At 65.8% G+C, this 14,591-nt stretch carries 14 protein-coding genes and 1 pseudogene; 8 read left to right on the forward strand and 7 right to left on the reverse strand.

What is annotated here, in order from left to right; genetic code table 11:
• Positions 1-27 precede the first annotated feature (27 nt).
• Positions 28-438 carry a hypothetical protein gene (locus EN846_RS23450; RefSeq protein ID WP_127285530.1) on the forward strand — a complete coding sequence of 137 codons (411 nt, stop codon included), beginning with the start codon at positions 28-30 and terminating at the stop codon, positions 436-438.
• A 29-nt stretch (positions 439-467) separates the two neighbouring features.
• Positions 468-800, forward strand: a complete 333-nt coding sequence (locus tag EN846_RS23455; protein ID WP_135859303.1) for a hypothetical protein — start codon at positions 468-470, stop codon at positions 798-800.
• Between the two features lie 14 nt (positions 801-814).
• Here the strand turns inward: EN846_RS23455 and EN846_RS23460 are convergent, their stop codons facing one another.
• Positions 815-2,314, reverse strand: coding sequence for a winged helix-turn-helix domain-containing protein (locus EN846_RS23460; protein WP_127392350.1), 1,500 nt, complete (start codon positions 2,312-2,314; stop codon positions 815-817).
• 149 nt (positions 2,315-2,463) lie between these two features.
• Here EN846_RS23460 and EN846_RS23465 point away from each other — a divergent pair.
• Positions 2,464-3,296, forward strand: a pseudogene (locus tag EN846_RS23465) (AraC family transcriptional regulator).
• Here EN846_RS23465 and EN846_RS23470 read toward each other — a convergent pair.
• The 4 genes from EN846_RS23470 to EN846_RS23485 form a co-directional block, all read right to left on the reverse strand.
• Complete coding sequence (locus EN846_RS23470) at positions 3,293-4,228, reverse strand: bifunctional helix-turn-helix transcriptional regulator/GNAT family N-acetyltransferase (protein ID WP_127285526.1); 936 nt, start codon at positions 4,226-4,228, stop codon at positions 3,293-3,295. The pseudogene EN846_RS23465 and the gene EN846_RS23470 overlap by 4 nt on opposite strands.
• A gap of 132 nt (positions 4,229-4,360) precedes the next feature.
• The gene (locus EN846_RS23475; protein WP_127392349.1) at positions 4,361-5,494 is read right to left on the reverse strand and encodes an alanine racemase; all 1,134 of its coding nucleotides are present in this window, start codon (positions 5,492-5,494) and stop codon (positions 4,361-4,363) included.
• Entirely contained in the window at positions 5,491-6,771 is a 1,281-nt protein-coding gene (locus tag EN846_RS23480) for a D-arabinono-1,4-lactone oxidase (RefSeq protein ID WP_127392348.1), read from the reverse strand. The genes EN846_RS23475 and EN846_RS23480 overlap by 4 nt, the downstream gene beginning before the upstream one ends.
• A 13-nt stretch (positions 6,772-6,784) precedes the next feature.
• Positions 6,785-7,966, reverse strand: a complete 1,182-nt coding sequence (locus EN846_RS23485; protein ID WP_135913960.1) for an MFS transporter — start codon at positions 7,964-7,966, stop codon at positions 6,785-6,787.
• Positions 7,967-8,094: 128 nt separating this feature from the next.
• Here EN846_RS23485 and EN846_RS23490 point away from each other — a divergent pair, with 128 nt between their 5' ends.
• The gene (locus EN846_RS23490; protein WP_187331454.1) at positions 8,095-8,721 is read left to right on the forward strand and encodes a TetR/AcrR family transcriptional regulator; all 627 of its coding nucleotides are present in this window, start codon (positions 8,095-8,097) and stop codon (positions 8,719-8,721) included.
• A gap of 6 nt (positions 8,722-8,727) precedes the next feature.
• On the opposite strand, the gene EN846_RS23495 is transcribed toward EN846_RS23490, so the two are convergent.
• Positions 8,728-9,624 (reverse strand): LysR family transcriptional regulator, encoded by an 897-nt coding sequence (locus EN846_RS23495; protein WP_127392346.1) that lies wholly within the window; start codon positions 9,622-9,624, stop codon positions 8,728-8,730.
• Positions 9,625-9,731: 107 nt separating this feature from the next.
• On the opposite strand from EN846_RS23495, the gene EN846_RS23500 reads away from it, so the two are divergent.
• Positions 9,732-10,493 (forward strand): SDR family oxidoreductase, encoded by a 762-nt coding sequence (locus EN846_RS23500; protein ID WP_127392345.1) that lies wholly within the window; start codon positions 9,732-9,734, stop codon positions 10,491-10,493.
• Here the strand turns inward: EN846_RS23500 and EN846_RS23505 are convergent.
• Positions 10,490-11,341: a hypothetical protein gene (locus tag EN846_RS23505; RefSeq protein ID WP_127392344.1), complete on the reverse strand. Its 852-nt coding sequence runs from the start codon at positions 11,339-11,341 to the stop codon at positions 10,490-10,492. The two genes, EN846_RS23500 and EN846_RS23505, sit on opposite strands and share 4 nt — an antisense overlap.
• A 67-nt stretch (positions 11,342-11,408) precedes the next feature.
• Between EN846_RS23505 and EN846_RS23510 the strand changes: the two genes are divergently transcribed.
• The 3 genes from EN846_RS23510 (at position 11,409) to groL (ending at position 14,453) form a co-directional block, all read left to right on the forward strand.
• Complete coding sequence (locus tag EN846_RS23510; RefSeq protein ID WP_127392343.1) at positions 11,409-12,203, forward strand: class I SAM-dependent methyltransferase; 795 nt, start codon at positions 11,409-11,411, stop codon at positions 12,201-12,203.
• A gap of 231 nt (positions 12,204-12,434) precedes the next feature.
• Positions 12,435-12,731, forward strand: coding sequence for a co-chaperone GroES (gene groES, locus EN846_RS23515; protein ID WP_006203049.1), 297 nt, complete (start codon positions 12,435-12,437; stop codon positions 12,729-12,731).
• Positions 12,732-12,800: 69 nt separating this feature from the next.
• Positions 12,801-14,453 (forward strand): chaperonin GroEL, encoded by a 1,653-nt coding sequence (groL, locus tag EN846_RS23520; protein WP_135859304.1) that lies wholly within the window; start codon positions 12,801-12,803, stop codon positions 14,451-14,453.
• Positions 14,454-14,591 lie beyond the last annotated feature (138 nt).

Here is a 14,591-nt window from a genome sequence, read left to right on the forward strand (position 1 = left end):
CAAACACGTAACCGAAGGGAAACGACCATGACACCGTTCTTTGGAAACCTGCTCATCCGCGTCAACGCCGGCTTCCTGATCCTGGCATCGGCCGGCGGGCTCGCCACCGACATTGCCGGCTCGTTCTTCGGGCGCGGCGCCGAAGCCATACTGCTCGCCGACGCGCCCGGCACCGGCATCGGCTTCATCGAGGCGCACGGACTGGCCCTGATCATCGGGGTCACGCTCTCGCGCATCGCCTATTCGCGGACCTGGCATGCCTTCCTGGCTGCCGTCCACATGCTGCTCGGAACGGCAAACCTGTTGTTCTGGCAGTTCTTCATCGCCGCCGACGTGCTCGTCGTCGGCTACGTCACAACCGCGGCGCACTTTCTGTTCGTGGTTGCTCACCTCGCGGCTCTGGCGGGCACCGCCCGGCTTGCCGCGTCCCCCCGTTGAACTTCGATCGAGCCTTAAGGAGAGAGAACATGCGTATGAAATCAATAACGAAAATGCGTTCGGCCGCTGCCCTGCTCGCCATCGGCATGGCCGCCGTCGAGATCATCGGCGGCACGGTGCCGGCGCTGTCGCTGGTCGGCGCGGCCGAGGCCCGCGTCGGCCATCCCTGGACGCCGCGCAGCGCCGCCGGCGTCGCCCGCCGCAACACGACATGGCGGGTGCTGAGGCACACCACCGCCTGGGTCGCGACGCTGCCGGCCGGCTGCGTCCGCACCAAGGTCAACGGCTTCGACGTCTGGCGTTGCGGCGGCACCTACTACCGGGCCTATCAGGGCCGCTACATCGTGGTCGTCGTCGATTGACGATCGGCCTCGGGCTAAACCTCGCCGAGGGCAAGCCGCACGCCTTCGGCGAGATGCTCGGCATCTGCCCGGTTCTCGAAGGGCACGCCGCGCAGCGCGTAGTCGAGCGGCGCAAAAGCATCGCCCTCCTCGATGAGGGCGATCTGCCGCCGCGCCTTCTCCATGTCGCCCATCTGGGCATAGCAGGCCGCCAGTCGCGTCCGGATCCAGGGTGCCGGACGCGTGGCCAGTTCCAGCGCTTCCGCCGCCTGCCGGTATTCCCCCATCATATAGAGCGCCAGCGCACGGTCGAACTGGTACCAGTGCGGGTGCAAGGGATCGATGCGGATGCCGCGCGCCAGCCAGGTCAGCGCCTCCAGCGGCCGGCCGCGCATGGTCAGCAGCATGCCCATCTGCTCGATGCTGTCGGCATCGCAGGGATTGAGCTGCAGCGCGATGCGCATGTGGTGCTCGGCCGCCTCGTGGTCGCGCATATAGAGGCGGATCAGCGATTGCACGCGATGGCCGGTCGGCTGGTCCGGCGACAAGGCGAGGCCCTTGTCGGCAAGGTCACGCGCGTTCTGCAGCACCGCGTCGCTGGCGCGGCCGAACTCCCCGTCCAGCGAGCGCGCCAGGGCGAGATAGGTGTAGGCCAGCCCATAATTCGGATCCTTGGCGATGGCCGCCTCGAACAAGGCCTCGGCGCCGCGCTGGTCGGTCTGGGCCGGATCGCGCAGCAGCGCAAAACCGCGCAGCAGAAGCTCATAGGCGGCGAGGCTAGTCACCGGCTTGCGTGAGGCCTGCTCGAGCCCGGCATTGGTGACCCGCGTGACCAGCCGGCTGACGATCTGCTCGACGATCTCGCCTCCGGTCGCAAACAGGCCAGCGCCCTGCGACTGGTAGCGGTCGCCCCAGAGCTGGCTGGCGGTCGCGATGTCGACCAGGCTGACGGCCACCACGACATGCTCGCCCTGCCGGCGCAGCGACCCTTCGACCAGGTAGTCGGCGCCGATGCGGGCACGGATCTGCGGCCACTCGCCACGGCCGAACGAGGAGAAGGAAAAGCTCGAATTGCGCGCCAGCACGGTGACTGTGCCGAAGCGGGCCACGCCGTTGATCAGATCCTCGGCAAAGCCGTCGACCATCGCTTCGTCGGCCGGATCGCCGCTCTCGTTGCGAAAGCGAACGACCGCCACGATCGGCTGGGAACTCATCTCGGGCGCGGGTTCCGCCTCCGCGGCAAGCATGTAGCCGCGCTTGGAGACGGTGCGCACCATATCCTCGCCAAGCACCTTGCGGATTTCGCGCACGGACTGGGTGAGCGAGTCCTCGGTGACGTAGACGCCCGGCCAGACAACATCCATCAGCTCCGCTTTCGGCACGACACGGCCCATGTTGCGGGCAAGATGCGATAGCAGGGCGTAGGCCTTGGGGCGCAGGAACAGCGGCTCGTTGACGCCGCGCAACGTGCCCATGGCGAGGTCGAGCGTGAACCCGCCAAACCGGTATACCTGATCGGCAGCCGCCGTGGTCATCGGGACACCCCTTCCCCGGACAAGGATCATGCCGCTTCGAATTCCCACATCGACGGGGCATGACCGACGCATTATTGCCCAGTGCGCAATTTGGATCAAATTGGCAGTCCGCGCGGGCATTATCGTCGGCCGGCCAAATGCGAGGAACCATGAACCCGACCGAGAAAGCGCTGTGGTTTGTCGAAAGCCATCTGCCGGACGCGATTTCGCTCGACGATGTCGCGCAAAGCAGCGGCGTGTCGCGTTTCCACGTGACGCGCGCCTTCGGCGCCGCCACGGGGCGCTCGGTGATGGCTACATGCGCGCGCGCCGGCTGAGCGAGGCGGCGCGCAAGCTTGCCGGCGGCGCGCCCGACATCCTCTCGGTCGCGCTCGATGCCGGCTACGGCTCGCATGAGGCTTTCACCCGCGCCTTCCGCGACCTGTTCGGCACCACGCCGGAACTGGTGCGCGCGCAAGGCTCGACCAACACCCTAGACCTCGTGGAGCCGATCCTGATGGACCAGTCTTTTCTCAGCAATCTCGAACCGCCGCGCTTCGAGACCAGCCGCCCCTTCCTCATCGCCGGGCTCGGCGAACGCTACAGCTGCGAGACCAGCGCCGGCATTCCGATGCTGTGGCAGCGTTTTGGACCCTATATCGGCAACATCCCCGGCGAGACCGGCGACGTCGCCTACGGCGTCTGCGTCAACGGCGACGACGCCGGCAATTTCGATTATGTCGCCGGCGTCGAGGTCAGCGATTTCTCGGAAGTGCCGAAAGAGTTCTTCCGCGTGCGCGTACCGGCGCAGAAATATGCGGTGTTCTCGCACCGCGAGCACATCTCGACCATCCGCCGCACGGTCAACACGATCTGGAACAAATGGCTGCCGGCCTCCGGCCATGAGGTCGCCGACGCGCCGGAGTTCGAGCGCTACGGCCCCGAATTCGATCCGCGCAGCGGCAATGGCGGCCTGGAGATCTGGATACCGGTGAAGGGTTAGAGCGACAAATTCCAGGTCTGGCCGACCAGATCCTTGCCGAAGGAATGGTGGCGTTCTTCTTCCGTCAGTTCGAAGCCCGCCGCCTGATAGATGCGGCGGGCCGAGCCGAGGATGTCGTTGGTCCACAGCGTCAGCGTCCTGTAGCCTTTGACGCGGGCAAAGCCGATGCATTCATCCACCAGCCGCCTGCCGATACCAAGGCCGCGCGCGGACGGCTCGACATAGAGCAGGCGAAGCTTCGCCACCTGGTCCGACTTGCGCACGAGGAAGACCGAGCCGACGACCTCTCCTTCCCGCTCGGCGATCCAGGCACGCTCCCATTTCGGATCGAACTTCCTGACGAACTCGGCCAGGATCTCGGCGACCAGCGCCTCATAGGTTTCGTCCCAGCCATAGTCCTGCGCATAGATGAGGCCCTGGCGCCGCGTGACCCAGCCGATGTCGCCGACCTGCAAGGGCCGCAATACATACGGCACCCTGGGTTCCGGCTGATCGCCGAGCAGGCGCTGCACGGTGCCCATCGCCTTGACCAGCCTGTCCTGCTCGGCCGGCGGGAGCTTGTCGAGCAAGGCCTGGACCTGCGCATGCGAGTCCTTGTTGAGCGGCGCGAAAGCATCCCTGCCCGCCTGGGTCAGCGCGATCGAGGAGCGCCGGGCGTCGGCTTCGGTAGCGGCGCGCTCGACGAGACCGCGTTCCTCGAATTTCTTCAAGAGACGGCTGACGTAGCCGGCGTCGAGGCCGAGGTCGCGAACAAGGTCGCTGGCGACGAGGCCATCGTGATGGGCGAGCTCATAAAGCACCCGCGCCTCGGTCAGCGAGAACGGGCTCTTCAGCAGGCCTTCGTCGAGCAGGCCGATCTGGCGTGTGTAGAAGCGGTTGAAGGCGCGCACGGCGTCGATGCGCTCCTTGCCGGGTGGATGATGGATGGTCATGGCGCTTCTCCTGTCAGGGAGAAGATTGGCTATTTAGTTGACGGAGTCAAGTAAATGCTTGCTCGAAGCACCAGACAGAACGCCTGAGGCTGGCGGGACAGCGAAGGATCACGGCAACGGCCGTTGGCCACCTCACCCCATCGGCAAGGCTGGCCAGCGCTCGACAATGTGTCCGCCCGAAAACACCGCGATCGAGCCAAAGTGCTGCAGCACGGCCTCGCTCTGCGTCGGACGCAGGAAGGCGCAGTCGCCGGGCTTCACGTCGGCTCCGGCCGGCAGGGCCATGAACTGCTGGTTGGAGGACAGGCCCATCAGGCCGTTCACCTTCATGCCCTGCGGAAATACCGGCCCGGCCATCCACTTGCCGCCGTAGAGATAGCAGCCCTTGCGCGGGAACAGGCCAAGCGCCGTGAGCATCCGCGACACCGAGGCCGGCCCCGGCAGCACCGGCTCCACCACCTTCAGAATCGGCGTCGCGATGAAGGCAGCAGGCTGGAGGCCATCCAGGCCGGGCACGTCGAAATCGCTGGGCAGCACGAAAGCGGAGCCGATCGAGACTTCGTTGGCGACCCCGCCATGGTGCAGCAACGCCGTCTTCGAGCCGCCTATGTTCAGGATGCGCCGCTGATCCTCGCCGAGGCTGTCGGCGAATTCCTCGGCCAGCGCCTGGGCTTTCCTCAGCGCGCCGCCCTGGCCGCCGAACAGGCCGGGGATTTCCGGCGCGTGCGCCTCGTAGGCCATGATGCCTTCGCAGCGCAGGCCGTTCGGGATGGTCAGCGCCTTTATGTCCTCGGGGCTGGCGAATCCGCCGCGATGCAGCCCGACATCGATCTCGAAGGCAAAGCGCAGGTCGGTGCCAAGTTCGGCCGCCAGCGCGCCATACTCGGCCAGCCGCTGTTCGGTGTCGATCAGCCAGCAGACGCGCGACCAGGCGGCGCCGCCCTTGGTGAGCGCGGCTCTCGCCGCGCCGACCGGCATCGGCTTGCCGTAGAGCAGATCCGCCTCGGGAAAGGCGTCGAGTACGGCCTGCGTAATCGGCGGATGGAAGGTCATGAAACGGCTGGAGCCGAGCGCGCCGGCAATATGCTGAAGCAGCGGCATGGAGGCGAGCGACTTGTCGACCAGCCGCGCGGCGAGGCCCGGCGCCAGTCTTTCCTTCACCAGCGCGATGTTGCGGTCGAGCCGGTCGCGGTCGAGCACGAGCGCGGGCTGGAAGATGCCGGCTTGCCTAAGCGCCTCGGAGAGATCGGCGAAATAGGCGCTCATGTGTCGATGCCGAACAGGCTGGCCATGTAGGGCGACACGAAACGGTTTTCGGGATCGATATCGCGCCGCACCGCCATGGCGTCATCCCAGCGCGGATAGAGTTTCTTGAAATCCGCGGCCTTCAGGCTGTGCATCTTGCCCCAATGCGGCCTGCCGCCATACTTGCGGAAGATCGGCTCGGCCGCCCGCATGAAGGGCTCGGGATCGTTGGCCGCATCGTGGTGGATGGCGATCGAGCAGGTGAGCCTTTTGTGGAAGGGCGAAAGCCAGAATTCGTCCGGCGCAACCGAACGCACCTCCATCGGGAAGTAGACTTCCGGGAAGCGCTTCTCGGTGAGCTCGATGATCTCGGCCAGCGCCTTCGGCCCCTCCTCGAACGGCAGGTGATATTCCATCTCGTTGAACTTGGTCTGCCGATCGCTGGCATAGACGTTGAGCCAGTCCTGCACATAGTCCTCGGCCGGCAGCTTGGCGATCGCGCCCAGGATCAGCCGGCGGCGCAGCGACGGCAGCCAGGCGAGCGCGGTACGCAGCTTGCGCAGCGTCGCCAGCCCCGCCTCGTCCTCCTCGGTCGGTCGCGCGGTGGTCGCGGCGTCGGAGAGATCGCTGGCGATGAACTGCGCGTAGCCGGAGAAAGGTATGTAGTAGAACTCGGCCGAACGATGCGCAGCCAGCATCGTCTCGAAGTCTTTCAGCATCTCGGCGATCGGCAGCACCCATTTGCGGCGGCGCAGGCGGTAGGTCGGCATGTTGTTCATCGTCACTTCGGTGAGGATGCCGAAGGCGCCGAGCGCGACGCCGGTGGCGTGGATCATGTCCTGGTCCCCTGCCCGGCTGTATTCGCGCAGTTTGCCTGTCCCGTCGACGAACTGCAGCGTCTCCAACTGCGTATGGTAGGCGCCGAGCTTCGGGCCGGAGCCATGCGTGGCGGTGCCCAGCGCGCCGCCGATCGCCTGCTTGTCGATGTCGCCCATGTTGGGCAGGCCCTGGCCGATGCCTTGCAGCAAATGCATCAGCGGGCCGAGCCTCGTGCCGGCTCGCAGCCGCGCCCTGCTGGTCGCGGTATCATGCGAGACCAGCCCCTCGATCTTCTCCAGCGAGACGATGGTGCCGTCGGACTTGACCAGCGGCGTGAAGGAGTGGCCGGCGCCGGCGACGCGCAGCGGACCGGGCGCGATGCGCACCAGATCGGCAAGCTCACCGGCATCGGCGGGAGCGGCGATCAGCTTGGGCGCGGCCTGCACCAGGCCCGACCAGTTGCTCCAGGCGTTCGGCATCGCGCTTCTCCGCTCAGGCGACGGCGCGGCGGCGCCGCGTCACGAGGATGAACAGGCCGAGCAGCGCGACGCTGGCGGCGGCGCTGGCGGCGGCGAATTCCGGCACCGGCCGGAAATCCTTGTCGATCAGCAGCGAGGCGGCAATTGGGCCGATCGCCAGGCCGAAGAGCTGGGCCGCCGGCACCAGAAGCACCGCGGTGCGGGTCTCGTCGGCGGTGATCGCCAGGCGGATCTGGTAGGGAACGATGAACAGCAGGATGAAGCCCATCACCAAAGCGGCGACCCAGAATATCGTCAGGCCAGGTCCGCTGGCGAAAATCAGGGAGCAGACAAGAGCGACGGCGCCGATGGCGGTGATCGCCAGGCGATAGTCGAGGCGCGCCTCGAAGACCGTCGCGGTCAGGGCGCCGACCACCTGAGCGGCGAGGCTTGCCGACACCATCAGGCCGACCGTGCGGCCGTCGATGCCGAACTGCGCCCCGAGCGGCTCGAGGAAGGCCCAGATCGCGCCGAAGAACATGAAGTAGCAGAAGATCGAGAGCAGCGCGGCGATCGATCCGGGCGTCAGCACATTGGCGAAATGCTCATCCTTCGGCAGGTCGGCATAGTCGTCCGGCACGATCCAGGCGACCGCCAGCGAGGCGAGGCAGACCACGCCGAGGGCGAGGAAGCCGCCGGACGCGCTGGCGACCGGGACGACATAGAGCGCCAGGGTCAGCGCCAGCGCGCATTGCGCCAAGGTCTGCACGGTGACGAAATAGCCGCCGATGCGCTCGGCCCGGCGCGACCGGGCGATCAGCTCGGTGGCGACGGCGACCAGCCCGCCCTCGGCAAGCCCGGCCAGGCTGCGTGCGCCGATCAGCGCGTTGGCGCCGGCGGCATAGGCCGTCCACCAGTTGGCCGCCGCCAGCAGGAGCAGGAGGATGGCGCTCTTCCAGCGCATGTTGCGGGCCGACAGGGCCATGGCCACGACGCCCGAGCCGATGGCGATGGCGATCATCTCGGCGGTGGCGACCAGCGCCAGCTCGTCGCCGGTGACATGGCCTTCGGTGTAGAGCGCGCCGAGCAGCACCGGCTGAAGCCCGAGGATCAGCAGGCCGACCGAACCGATCCACAGCGCCGAAGCGAGCTGCGGGCCGCTCGGATTGCCGACCAGCCAGTCGCCGCCGTCCGTCTCGCCGGCTTGTGTAACCAAAGGCGCCTCCTCAACGTCCTTGCCGCATCGCCAAAAAACTGACAATCTGTCAGCATTTCTGGAAACTGATAGTTAATCATGTTTCTTGTCAACCGGAATTTTGGACCTCTCGCGAGAGATCGGGCGCAATGAGCGAAGCAAGGCGATTGGCGACGGCGCCCAGGCGCAGGCCGAAGCAGGAGCGCAGCCGCGAGCGCATCGACGCGATCCTTTCGACGACCATGCGGCTGATCGGCGAGAAAGGCATCGACGCCGTCACGATGAAGGAAGTGGGTGCGCTGGCCGGCGGACCGATCGCCACCGTCTATCACTATTTCCCCAACAAATCGGCGATCCTGGCGATGCTCTACGAGCGCTTCGCGGAGGAGAGCCGCGCGCGCTTCGGCGCCATCATCGCCGGGATCCGCGGGGTGGACGATGTGACGTCGGCCGCGGATCGGCTGCTCGACGACTACTACAGTCGCGTGGCGGCGGATCCGGCCATCCAGGACCTGCAGAACGCGATCCAGGCCGACAAGGCGCTGCAGAACCTCGACATCGCCGAGACCAGGCAGCAGGCGAAAATGTTCTGCGACCATGTCGGCCCGATGCTTGAGCCGGAGCGGCGCGAGGCGTTCGGCCGCGTGGTGTTCTTGGTCTTCCAGCTTGCCGGCGGCGTGGTGCGGCTGGCGCTGACACAGGATGAGGCCGAGAGCCGGCGCACGATCGATGACTACCGGTCGATCATCCACACGCAGTTGCGGCTGTTCCTCTGATCGGCGTCAGGGATCCAGCTTCGGCCCAAGAATCTCCACCAGCCAGTCGACGAACACCCGCACCCTTGGCGACAGCTGGCGGCTGCGCGGATAGAGGACCGAGATCGGCGTCGGCGTCGGCGGATTGTCTGGAAGCACCTCGACCAGACGACCAGCCTCGATGTCATCGGTAAAACGGCGACGCGGTGCCTGGTAGAGGCCGAAACCCTGGAGCACCAGCGTGGCGGCCGTGTCGGAGTTGGAAACCGTGACCCGCGACGGCAGCACGATCTCGCGCACCTTGCCGTCGACGGTGAATTCCAGCGGCATCACCTGCCCGGTGCGCGACGAGACGAAGCCGATCATCACATGACCAGCCAGCTCGTCCAGGTCACACGGCCGGCCATGGCGCTCGACATAGTCGGCGCTGGCGAGCGTCGCCTCGCGGGCGATGCCGATGCGGCGCGCGATCATGTCACTGTCGGGAAGCGTGCCGGCGCGCACCACGCAGTCGACGCCCTCGCGCACGAGGTCGACGAGGCGGTCGCCCTCGCCGATATGCAAGCTGAGCCCAGGATAGCGGGCGAGCAGCGCCGGCAGTTCCGGGATGACGACGGTGCGAGCCAGGTTGCCGTTGATGTCGATGCTGAGCCGCCCACGGACCTCATGCGCGCCGAAGCCGCCCTCGGCGTCCTCGATGTCGGCGAGGATGCCGATACAGCGCTGGTAATAGGCGTCACCATCGAGAGTGGTCGTGACGTGGCGGGTGGTGCGCCGAAGCAACTGCACACCCAGGCGCTCCTCCAGCTGCTTGATCGCGGCGGTGGCGCTGGAGCGCGGCAGACCGAGATCGGCGGCGGCAGCGGTGAAGCTGCGCCTTTCCACGACGCGGGTGAAAAGCCGCATGCTGTCGAACCTGTCCATCAGCGATTGTTCGCATAAGCTGAATAGTGTTGGCAATCCGTGCCCGATTATATCGTCCAGCAAGGCGAGTATATGCATCTCCATCCAAAACAGAAGGAGTTCTCGCCATGACCACTCGGCCCATCGCTCTCATCACCGGGGGCAGCCGCGGCCTCGGCCGCAACACTGCGCTCAGCCTCGCCCGCAAGGGCGTCGACGTCATCGTTACCTATCACTCGCGCGCCGACGAAGCTGAGGCGGCTGTCGCCGAAATCGAGGCTGCCGGCGGCCGCTCCGCAGCACTCCAACTCGACACCGGCGGCATCGCCACCTTCCCCGCCTTCGCCGAGGCGTTGAAGAAGACGCTGAAGGAGACCTGGCAGCGCGACCGCTTCGACTATCTCATCAACAATGCCGGCACCGGCCTGCGCAAGATGATCGCCGAGACAACCGAGGAGGAGTTCGACACGCTGATGAACACCCACCTCAAGGGTGTGTTCTTCCTCACCCAGGCGCTGCTGCCGCTGATCAATGACGGCGGCCGCATTATCAACATCTCCAGCGGTCTCGCCCGTTTCGCCGCACCCGGCTCGTCGGCCTATGCGATGATGAAAGGCGGCATCGAGGTGTTCACCCGCTACCTCGCCAAGGAACTCGGCCAGCGCGGCATCACCGCCAACACCGTGGCGCCTGGCGCAATCGCCACCGACTTCAACGGCGGTCATGTGCGCGACAATGCCGAGATCAACCGCATGGTGGCCGGCGTCACCGCGCTCGGCCGGACCGGCGTCGCCGACGACATCGGGCCGATGATCGCCTCGCTGCTGTCGCAGGACAATCGCTGGGTCAACGCCCAGCGCATCGAAGTCTCCGGCGGGATGAACATCTAGGTAACCTGGCGGATCAGCCCTTCGAAGCCGTCGGCGAGATTTGAATTGCCGGCGGCGACGAAGTTCGAAAGGCGCCTGGCTCGCCCAGGGGTCTTGTTGGCGTCGAGCAGCACCGCCCTGCCTTCATGCATGACGAAATCGAACTTGCCATAATCGAAACCAAGTTCACGCCTTAGCGCGCGAAGCTCGTCGGGAACCGGAACAGGTTCGCGGCGGATCGTATCGTCGCCCTTCACGAGACTTTGCGGCGAGACGTGGCGGGTGCAGCGTTCGCGTTCGCCGCAAAACAGCCAGAAGCGGGCTCCAAAGCCGTCCGGCTCCGGTTCGGGAACGAATTTTTCCACCACGAGATCCTCGCGGTCGAACACCGTCGTCGGAACATCGGCAAGCGAGCCATGGACACGATAGCCGTCCAAGGCTTCGAGGCCGGGAAACGGCTCCGGCTTGCCGGCGCGTCGCGACCGCCGGTTCAGCGAGCGCTCGCGCGTTCCGTGGTTGTTGAGGCTGCTCTTCACGATGACCGGGCCCTGCCATGCGTCGCCCCGGCCGATCACGGCACCGCTGACGCGACGCTTGGAGATGTCGGCGGCGCCGATGTTGAGGCAGAAGGGAAACGCGCGCGCGTATTCGACATATTCGGCCGGCGTCACGGTCGCGTCGACATGCAGTACCGCGATGTCGGCTTCCGGCCTGGCCGCCGTGCCGGCAAGGACGTGGACCGAATGGCCGCGCCGCTTCAGTTCTTCCAGCAGGTCGAAGAGCATGTAGGGGCTGTCGCGGCGCAGCAGCAGCCCACGTCGGCTCTGAAACCGGTCGAACTCATGCGTGATGACCGCGATGCGCACCATATGCCCCTTGGTTTCCAGGCGGCCATCAAGTAATCGACACCGTTGCGTGGGAACCGGGGCGTTTTGCATGACGCAGCACTGGAATGCAATTCGCAGGCACTGGCAGTTGCTTGGGCCGCCACTCAGGCCGCCGGCGGAAGCCGTCGCAACATATGAGCGAGAACTCGATCTGTCCGGAGCACACGTCGTTCTGCTCGGCGTGACGCCGGAACTTGCCGGCCTCGGGGCGACGATGACGGCCGTCGACGAGTCTCCCGAAATGATCGCGGGAATCTGGCCGGGCGACACGGCGTCGCGCAGAGCGGTGAACGGCGACTGGCTTGACCTGCCCGTTCCTGGCGCAAGCGTGGATGTGGTAATCGGTGACGGGTGCCTTTCCGCGCTCGCTTTGTCGGTCGCACGGCGGGCGCTGTTCGCGGCAATCGCACGCGTGCTCCGTCCAGGCGGCCGAGCGGGGGCGCGCCTCTTTGCCGGTCCGCAAGCACCCGACGACCCGCACGCGGTACGGGGGCTCGCGCTGTCCGGCGGCGTCTCCACCTTCCATGAGCTCAAATGGCGCGTCGCCATGACCGCGGCGGGCAACGCGCCCGACTATGCCATCCCCGTGAAGACCATTGCGGAACGGTTCGACGCGCTGTTTCCCGACCGCGCGGAGCTTTCAGCACGCACCGGGTGGGAATTGCCGGTCATCGGCACCATCGACGTCTACCGCAACTCTTCGGCTATCTACAGCTTCGCGCCGGCAGACGTGCTGATTGGCGAGGCGCATGCGTTCTTCGACGATGTCGGCGTCGTTCCAACAGGCAGCTATGGTCTCGCCGAGCGATGCCCGCTGCTGGTGCTGCGCTCGCCGAGGCGTTAAGGGGCACCGATAAAATTCCTTCGCGATCCCATCGGCGGAGACCGCGTTCCTCGTGCGAATGCAGGCCGGGAAAAATTTCGCGCGGTTCGCTCCTTGCGCGCGCCTTGACTCTCGAAACCCTCCGGCCTATCTCAGCGCCACGTTAGCACTCGCCTTGCGTGAGTGCTAACTCATATCCGGCCTCGCCGGATGGAGGAACAGTTCTCACCGTTCTCATCGAGGAAGACACTAATGGCAAAGTCCAAGTTCCGCCCGCTTCATGACCGCGTGGTCGTTCGCCGGGTCGAATCCGAATCCAAGACCGCCGGCGGGATCATCATCCCGGATACGGCGAAGGAAAAGCCGCAGGAAGGCGAGATCATCGCCGTCGGCTCCGGCGCCCGCGACGAGGCCGGCAAGCTCGTGCCGCTGGACGTCAAGGCCGGCGACCGCATCCTGTTCGGCAAGTGGTCCGGCACCGAAGTCAAGCTCAATGGTGAAGACCTTCTGATCATGAAGGAATCCGACATCATGGGCATCATCGGCTGAACATCGGCCTCACCGTCAACTGAATCTTGAATCTGCGGGTTCGACCCGAACCCCTGACAGGAGCTTACAATGGCTGCAAAAGACGTAAAGTTTTCCCGTGATGCCCGCGAGCGCATGCTGCGCGGCGTCAACATCCTCGCCGACGCCGTGAAGGTGACCCTCGGCCCCAAGGGCCGCAACGTCGTCATCGACAAGTCGTTCGGCGCCCCGCGCATCACCAAGGACGGCGTCACCGTCGCCAAGGAAATCGAGCTTGAGGACAAGTTCGAGAACATGGGCGCGCAGATGGTCCGCGAAGTCGCTTCGAAGACCAACGACATCGCCGGTGACGGCACCACGACCGCGACCGTTCTGGCGCAGTCGATCGTCCAGGAAGGCCACAAGGCGGTTGCCGCCGGTATGAACCCGATGGACCTGAAGCGCGGCATCGACCTCGCCGTGACCGAAGTCGTCGCGGCGCTCGGCAAGGCCGCCAAGAAGATCAAGACCTCCGAGGAAGTCGCCCAGGTCGGCACGATCTCGGCCAATGGCGACGAGTCGGTCGGCGCCATGATCGCGGAAGCGATGCAGAAGGTCGGCAACGAAGGCGTCATCACGGTCGAGGAAGCCAAGACCGCCGAGACCGAGCTCGAAGTCGTCGAAGGCATGCAGTTCGACCGCGGCTATCTCTCGCCCTACTTCGTCACCAATGCCGACAAGATGGTTGCCGATCTCGAGGACGTCTACATCCTCCTCCACGAGAAGAAGCTCTCCAACCTGCAGGCCATGCTGCCGGTGCTCGAGGCTGTCGTGCAGACCTCGAAGCCGCTGCTCATCATCTCGGAAGACGTCGAAGGCGAGGCCCTGGCCACGCTGGTCGTCAACAAGCTGCGCGGTGGCCTGAAGATCGCCGCCGTCAAGGCGCCGGGCTTCGGTGACCGCCGCAAGGCCATGCTGGAAGACATCGCCATCCTCACCGGTGGCCAGGTCATCTCGGAAGACCTCGGCATCAAGCTCGAGAACGTCGGCCTCAACATGCTCGGCCGCGCCAAGAAGGTGTCGATCTCCAAGGAGAACACCACCATCGTCGACGGCGCCGGCAAGAAGGCCGAGATCCAGGGCCGCGTCGCCCAGATCAAGCAGCAGATCGAGGAGACCACCTCGGACTACGACAAGGAGAAGCTGCAGGAGCGTCTGGCCAAGCTGGCGGGCGGCGTCGCGGTGATCCGCGTCGGCGGCGCGACGGAAGTCGAAGTCAAGGAAAAGAAGGACCGCGTTGACGACGCGCTGAACGCGACCCGCGCGGCCGTGGAAGAAGGCATCGTCGCCGGCGGTGGCGTTGCCCTGCTGCGCGCTTCGGGCAACCTGAAGGCCACCGGCGCCAACTCCGACCAGGCTGCCGGCATCAACATCGTGCGTCGCGCGCTGCAGGCTCCGGCCCGCCAGATCGCGGCCAACGCCGGTGCTGAGGCCTCGATCGTTGCCGGCAAGATCCTGGACAACAAGGGCGCCACCTTCGGCTACAACGCCCAGACCGGCGAATATGGCGACATGATCGCCATGGGCATCGTCGACCCGGTCAAGGTCGTTCGCACCGCCCTGCAGGACGCGGCCTCGGTCGCCGGCCTCTTGGTCACCACCGAAGCCATGATCGCCGAGGCTCCGAAGAAGGAGTCGGCCGGCGGCATGCCCGGTGGCATGCCCGGCGGCGGCATGGGCGGCATGGGCGGCATGGATTTCTAATCCAGCTCTCTCGCGAAGCATACGGAAAGGGCGCCGAAAGGCGCCCTTTTTCGTTGTCGCTTAACGCTGCGTCAGCGAAGGCCTTGCGGCTCTAAGTCCTGCCCGCTGACTCTTTCCTGAGCAAATCGTCAACCAAAT

The sequence above is a fragment of the Mesorhizobium sp. M4B.F.Ca.ET.203.01.1.1 genome, from assembly GCF_004791025.1.
Taxonomy (GTDB): Bacteria; Pseudomonadota; Alphaproteobacteria; order Rhizobiales; family Rhizobiaceae; genus Mesorhizobium; species Mesorhizobium abyssinicae.

Bases quoted from the DNA above. Each gene is read 5' to 3' on its own strand.
- EN846_RS23490 (WP_187331454.1), top strand. From the start codon at position 8,095: ATGAGCGAAGCAAGGCGATTGGCGACGGCGCCCAGGCGCAGGCCGAAG.
- groES (WP_006203049.1), top strand. From the start codon at position 12,435: ATGGCAAAGTCCAAGTTCCGCCCGCTTCATGACCGCGTGGTCGTTCGC.
- EN846_RS23475 (WP_127392349.1), bottom strand. From the start codon at position 5,494: ATGAGCGCCTATTTCGCCGATCTCTCCGAGGCGCTTAGGCAAGCCGGC.
- EN846_RS23450 (WP_127285530.1), top strand. From the start codon at position 28: ATGACACCGTTCTTTGGAAACCTGCTCATCCGCGTCAACGCCGGCTTC.
- EN846_RS23495 (WP_127392346.1), bottom strand. From the start codon at position 9,624: ATGGACAGGTTCGACAGCATGCGGCTTTTCACCCGCGTCGTGGAAAGG.
- EN846_RS23500 (WP_127392345.1), top strand. From the start codon at position 9,732: ATGACCACTCGGCCCATCGCTCTCATCACCGGGGGCAGCCGCGGCCTC.
- EN846_RS23455 (WP_135859303.1), top strand. From the start codon at position 468: ATGCGTATGAAATCAATAACGAAAATGCGTTCGGCCGCTGCCCTGCTC.
- groL (WP_135859304.1), top strand. From the start codon at position 12,801: ATGGCTGCAAAAGACGTAAAGTTTTCCCGTGATGCCCGCGAGCGCATG.
- EN846_RS23505 (WP_127392344.1), bottom strand. From the start codon at position 11,341: ATGGTGCGCATCGCGGTCATCACGCATGAGTTCGACCGGTTTCAGAGC.
- EN846_RS23480 (WP_127392348.1), bottom strand. From the start codon at position 6,771: ATGCCGAACGCCTGGAGCAACTGGTCGGGCCTGGTGCAGGCCGCGCCC.
- EN846_RS23460 (WP_127392350.1), bottom strand. From the start codon at position 2,314: ATGACCACGGCGGCTGCCGATCAGGTATACCGGTTTGGCGGGTTCACG.
- EN846_RS23470 (WP_127285526.1), bottom strand. From the start codon at position 4,228: ATGACCATCCATCATCCACCCGGCAAGGAGCGCATCGACGCCGTGCGC.
- EN846_RS23510 (WP_127392343.1), top strand. From the start codon at position 11,409: ATGACGCAGCACTGGAATGCAATTCGCAGGCACTGGCAGTTGCTTGGG.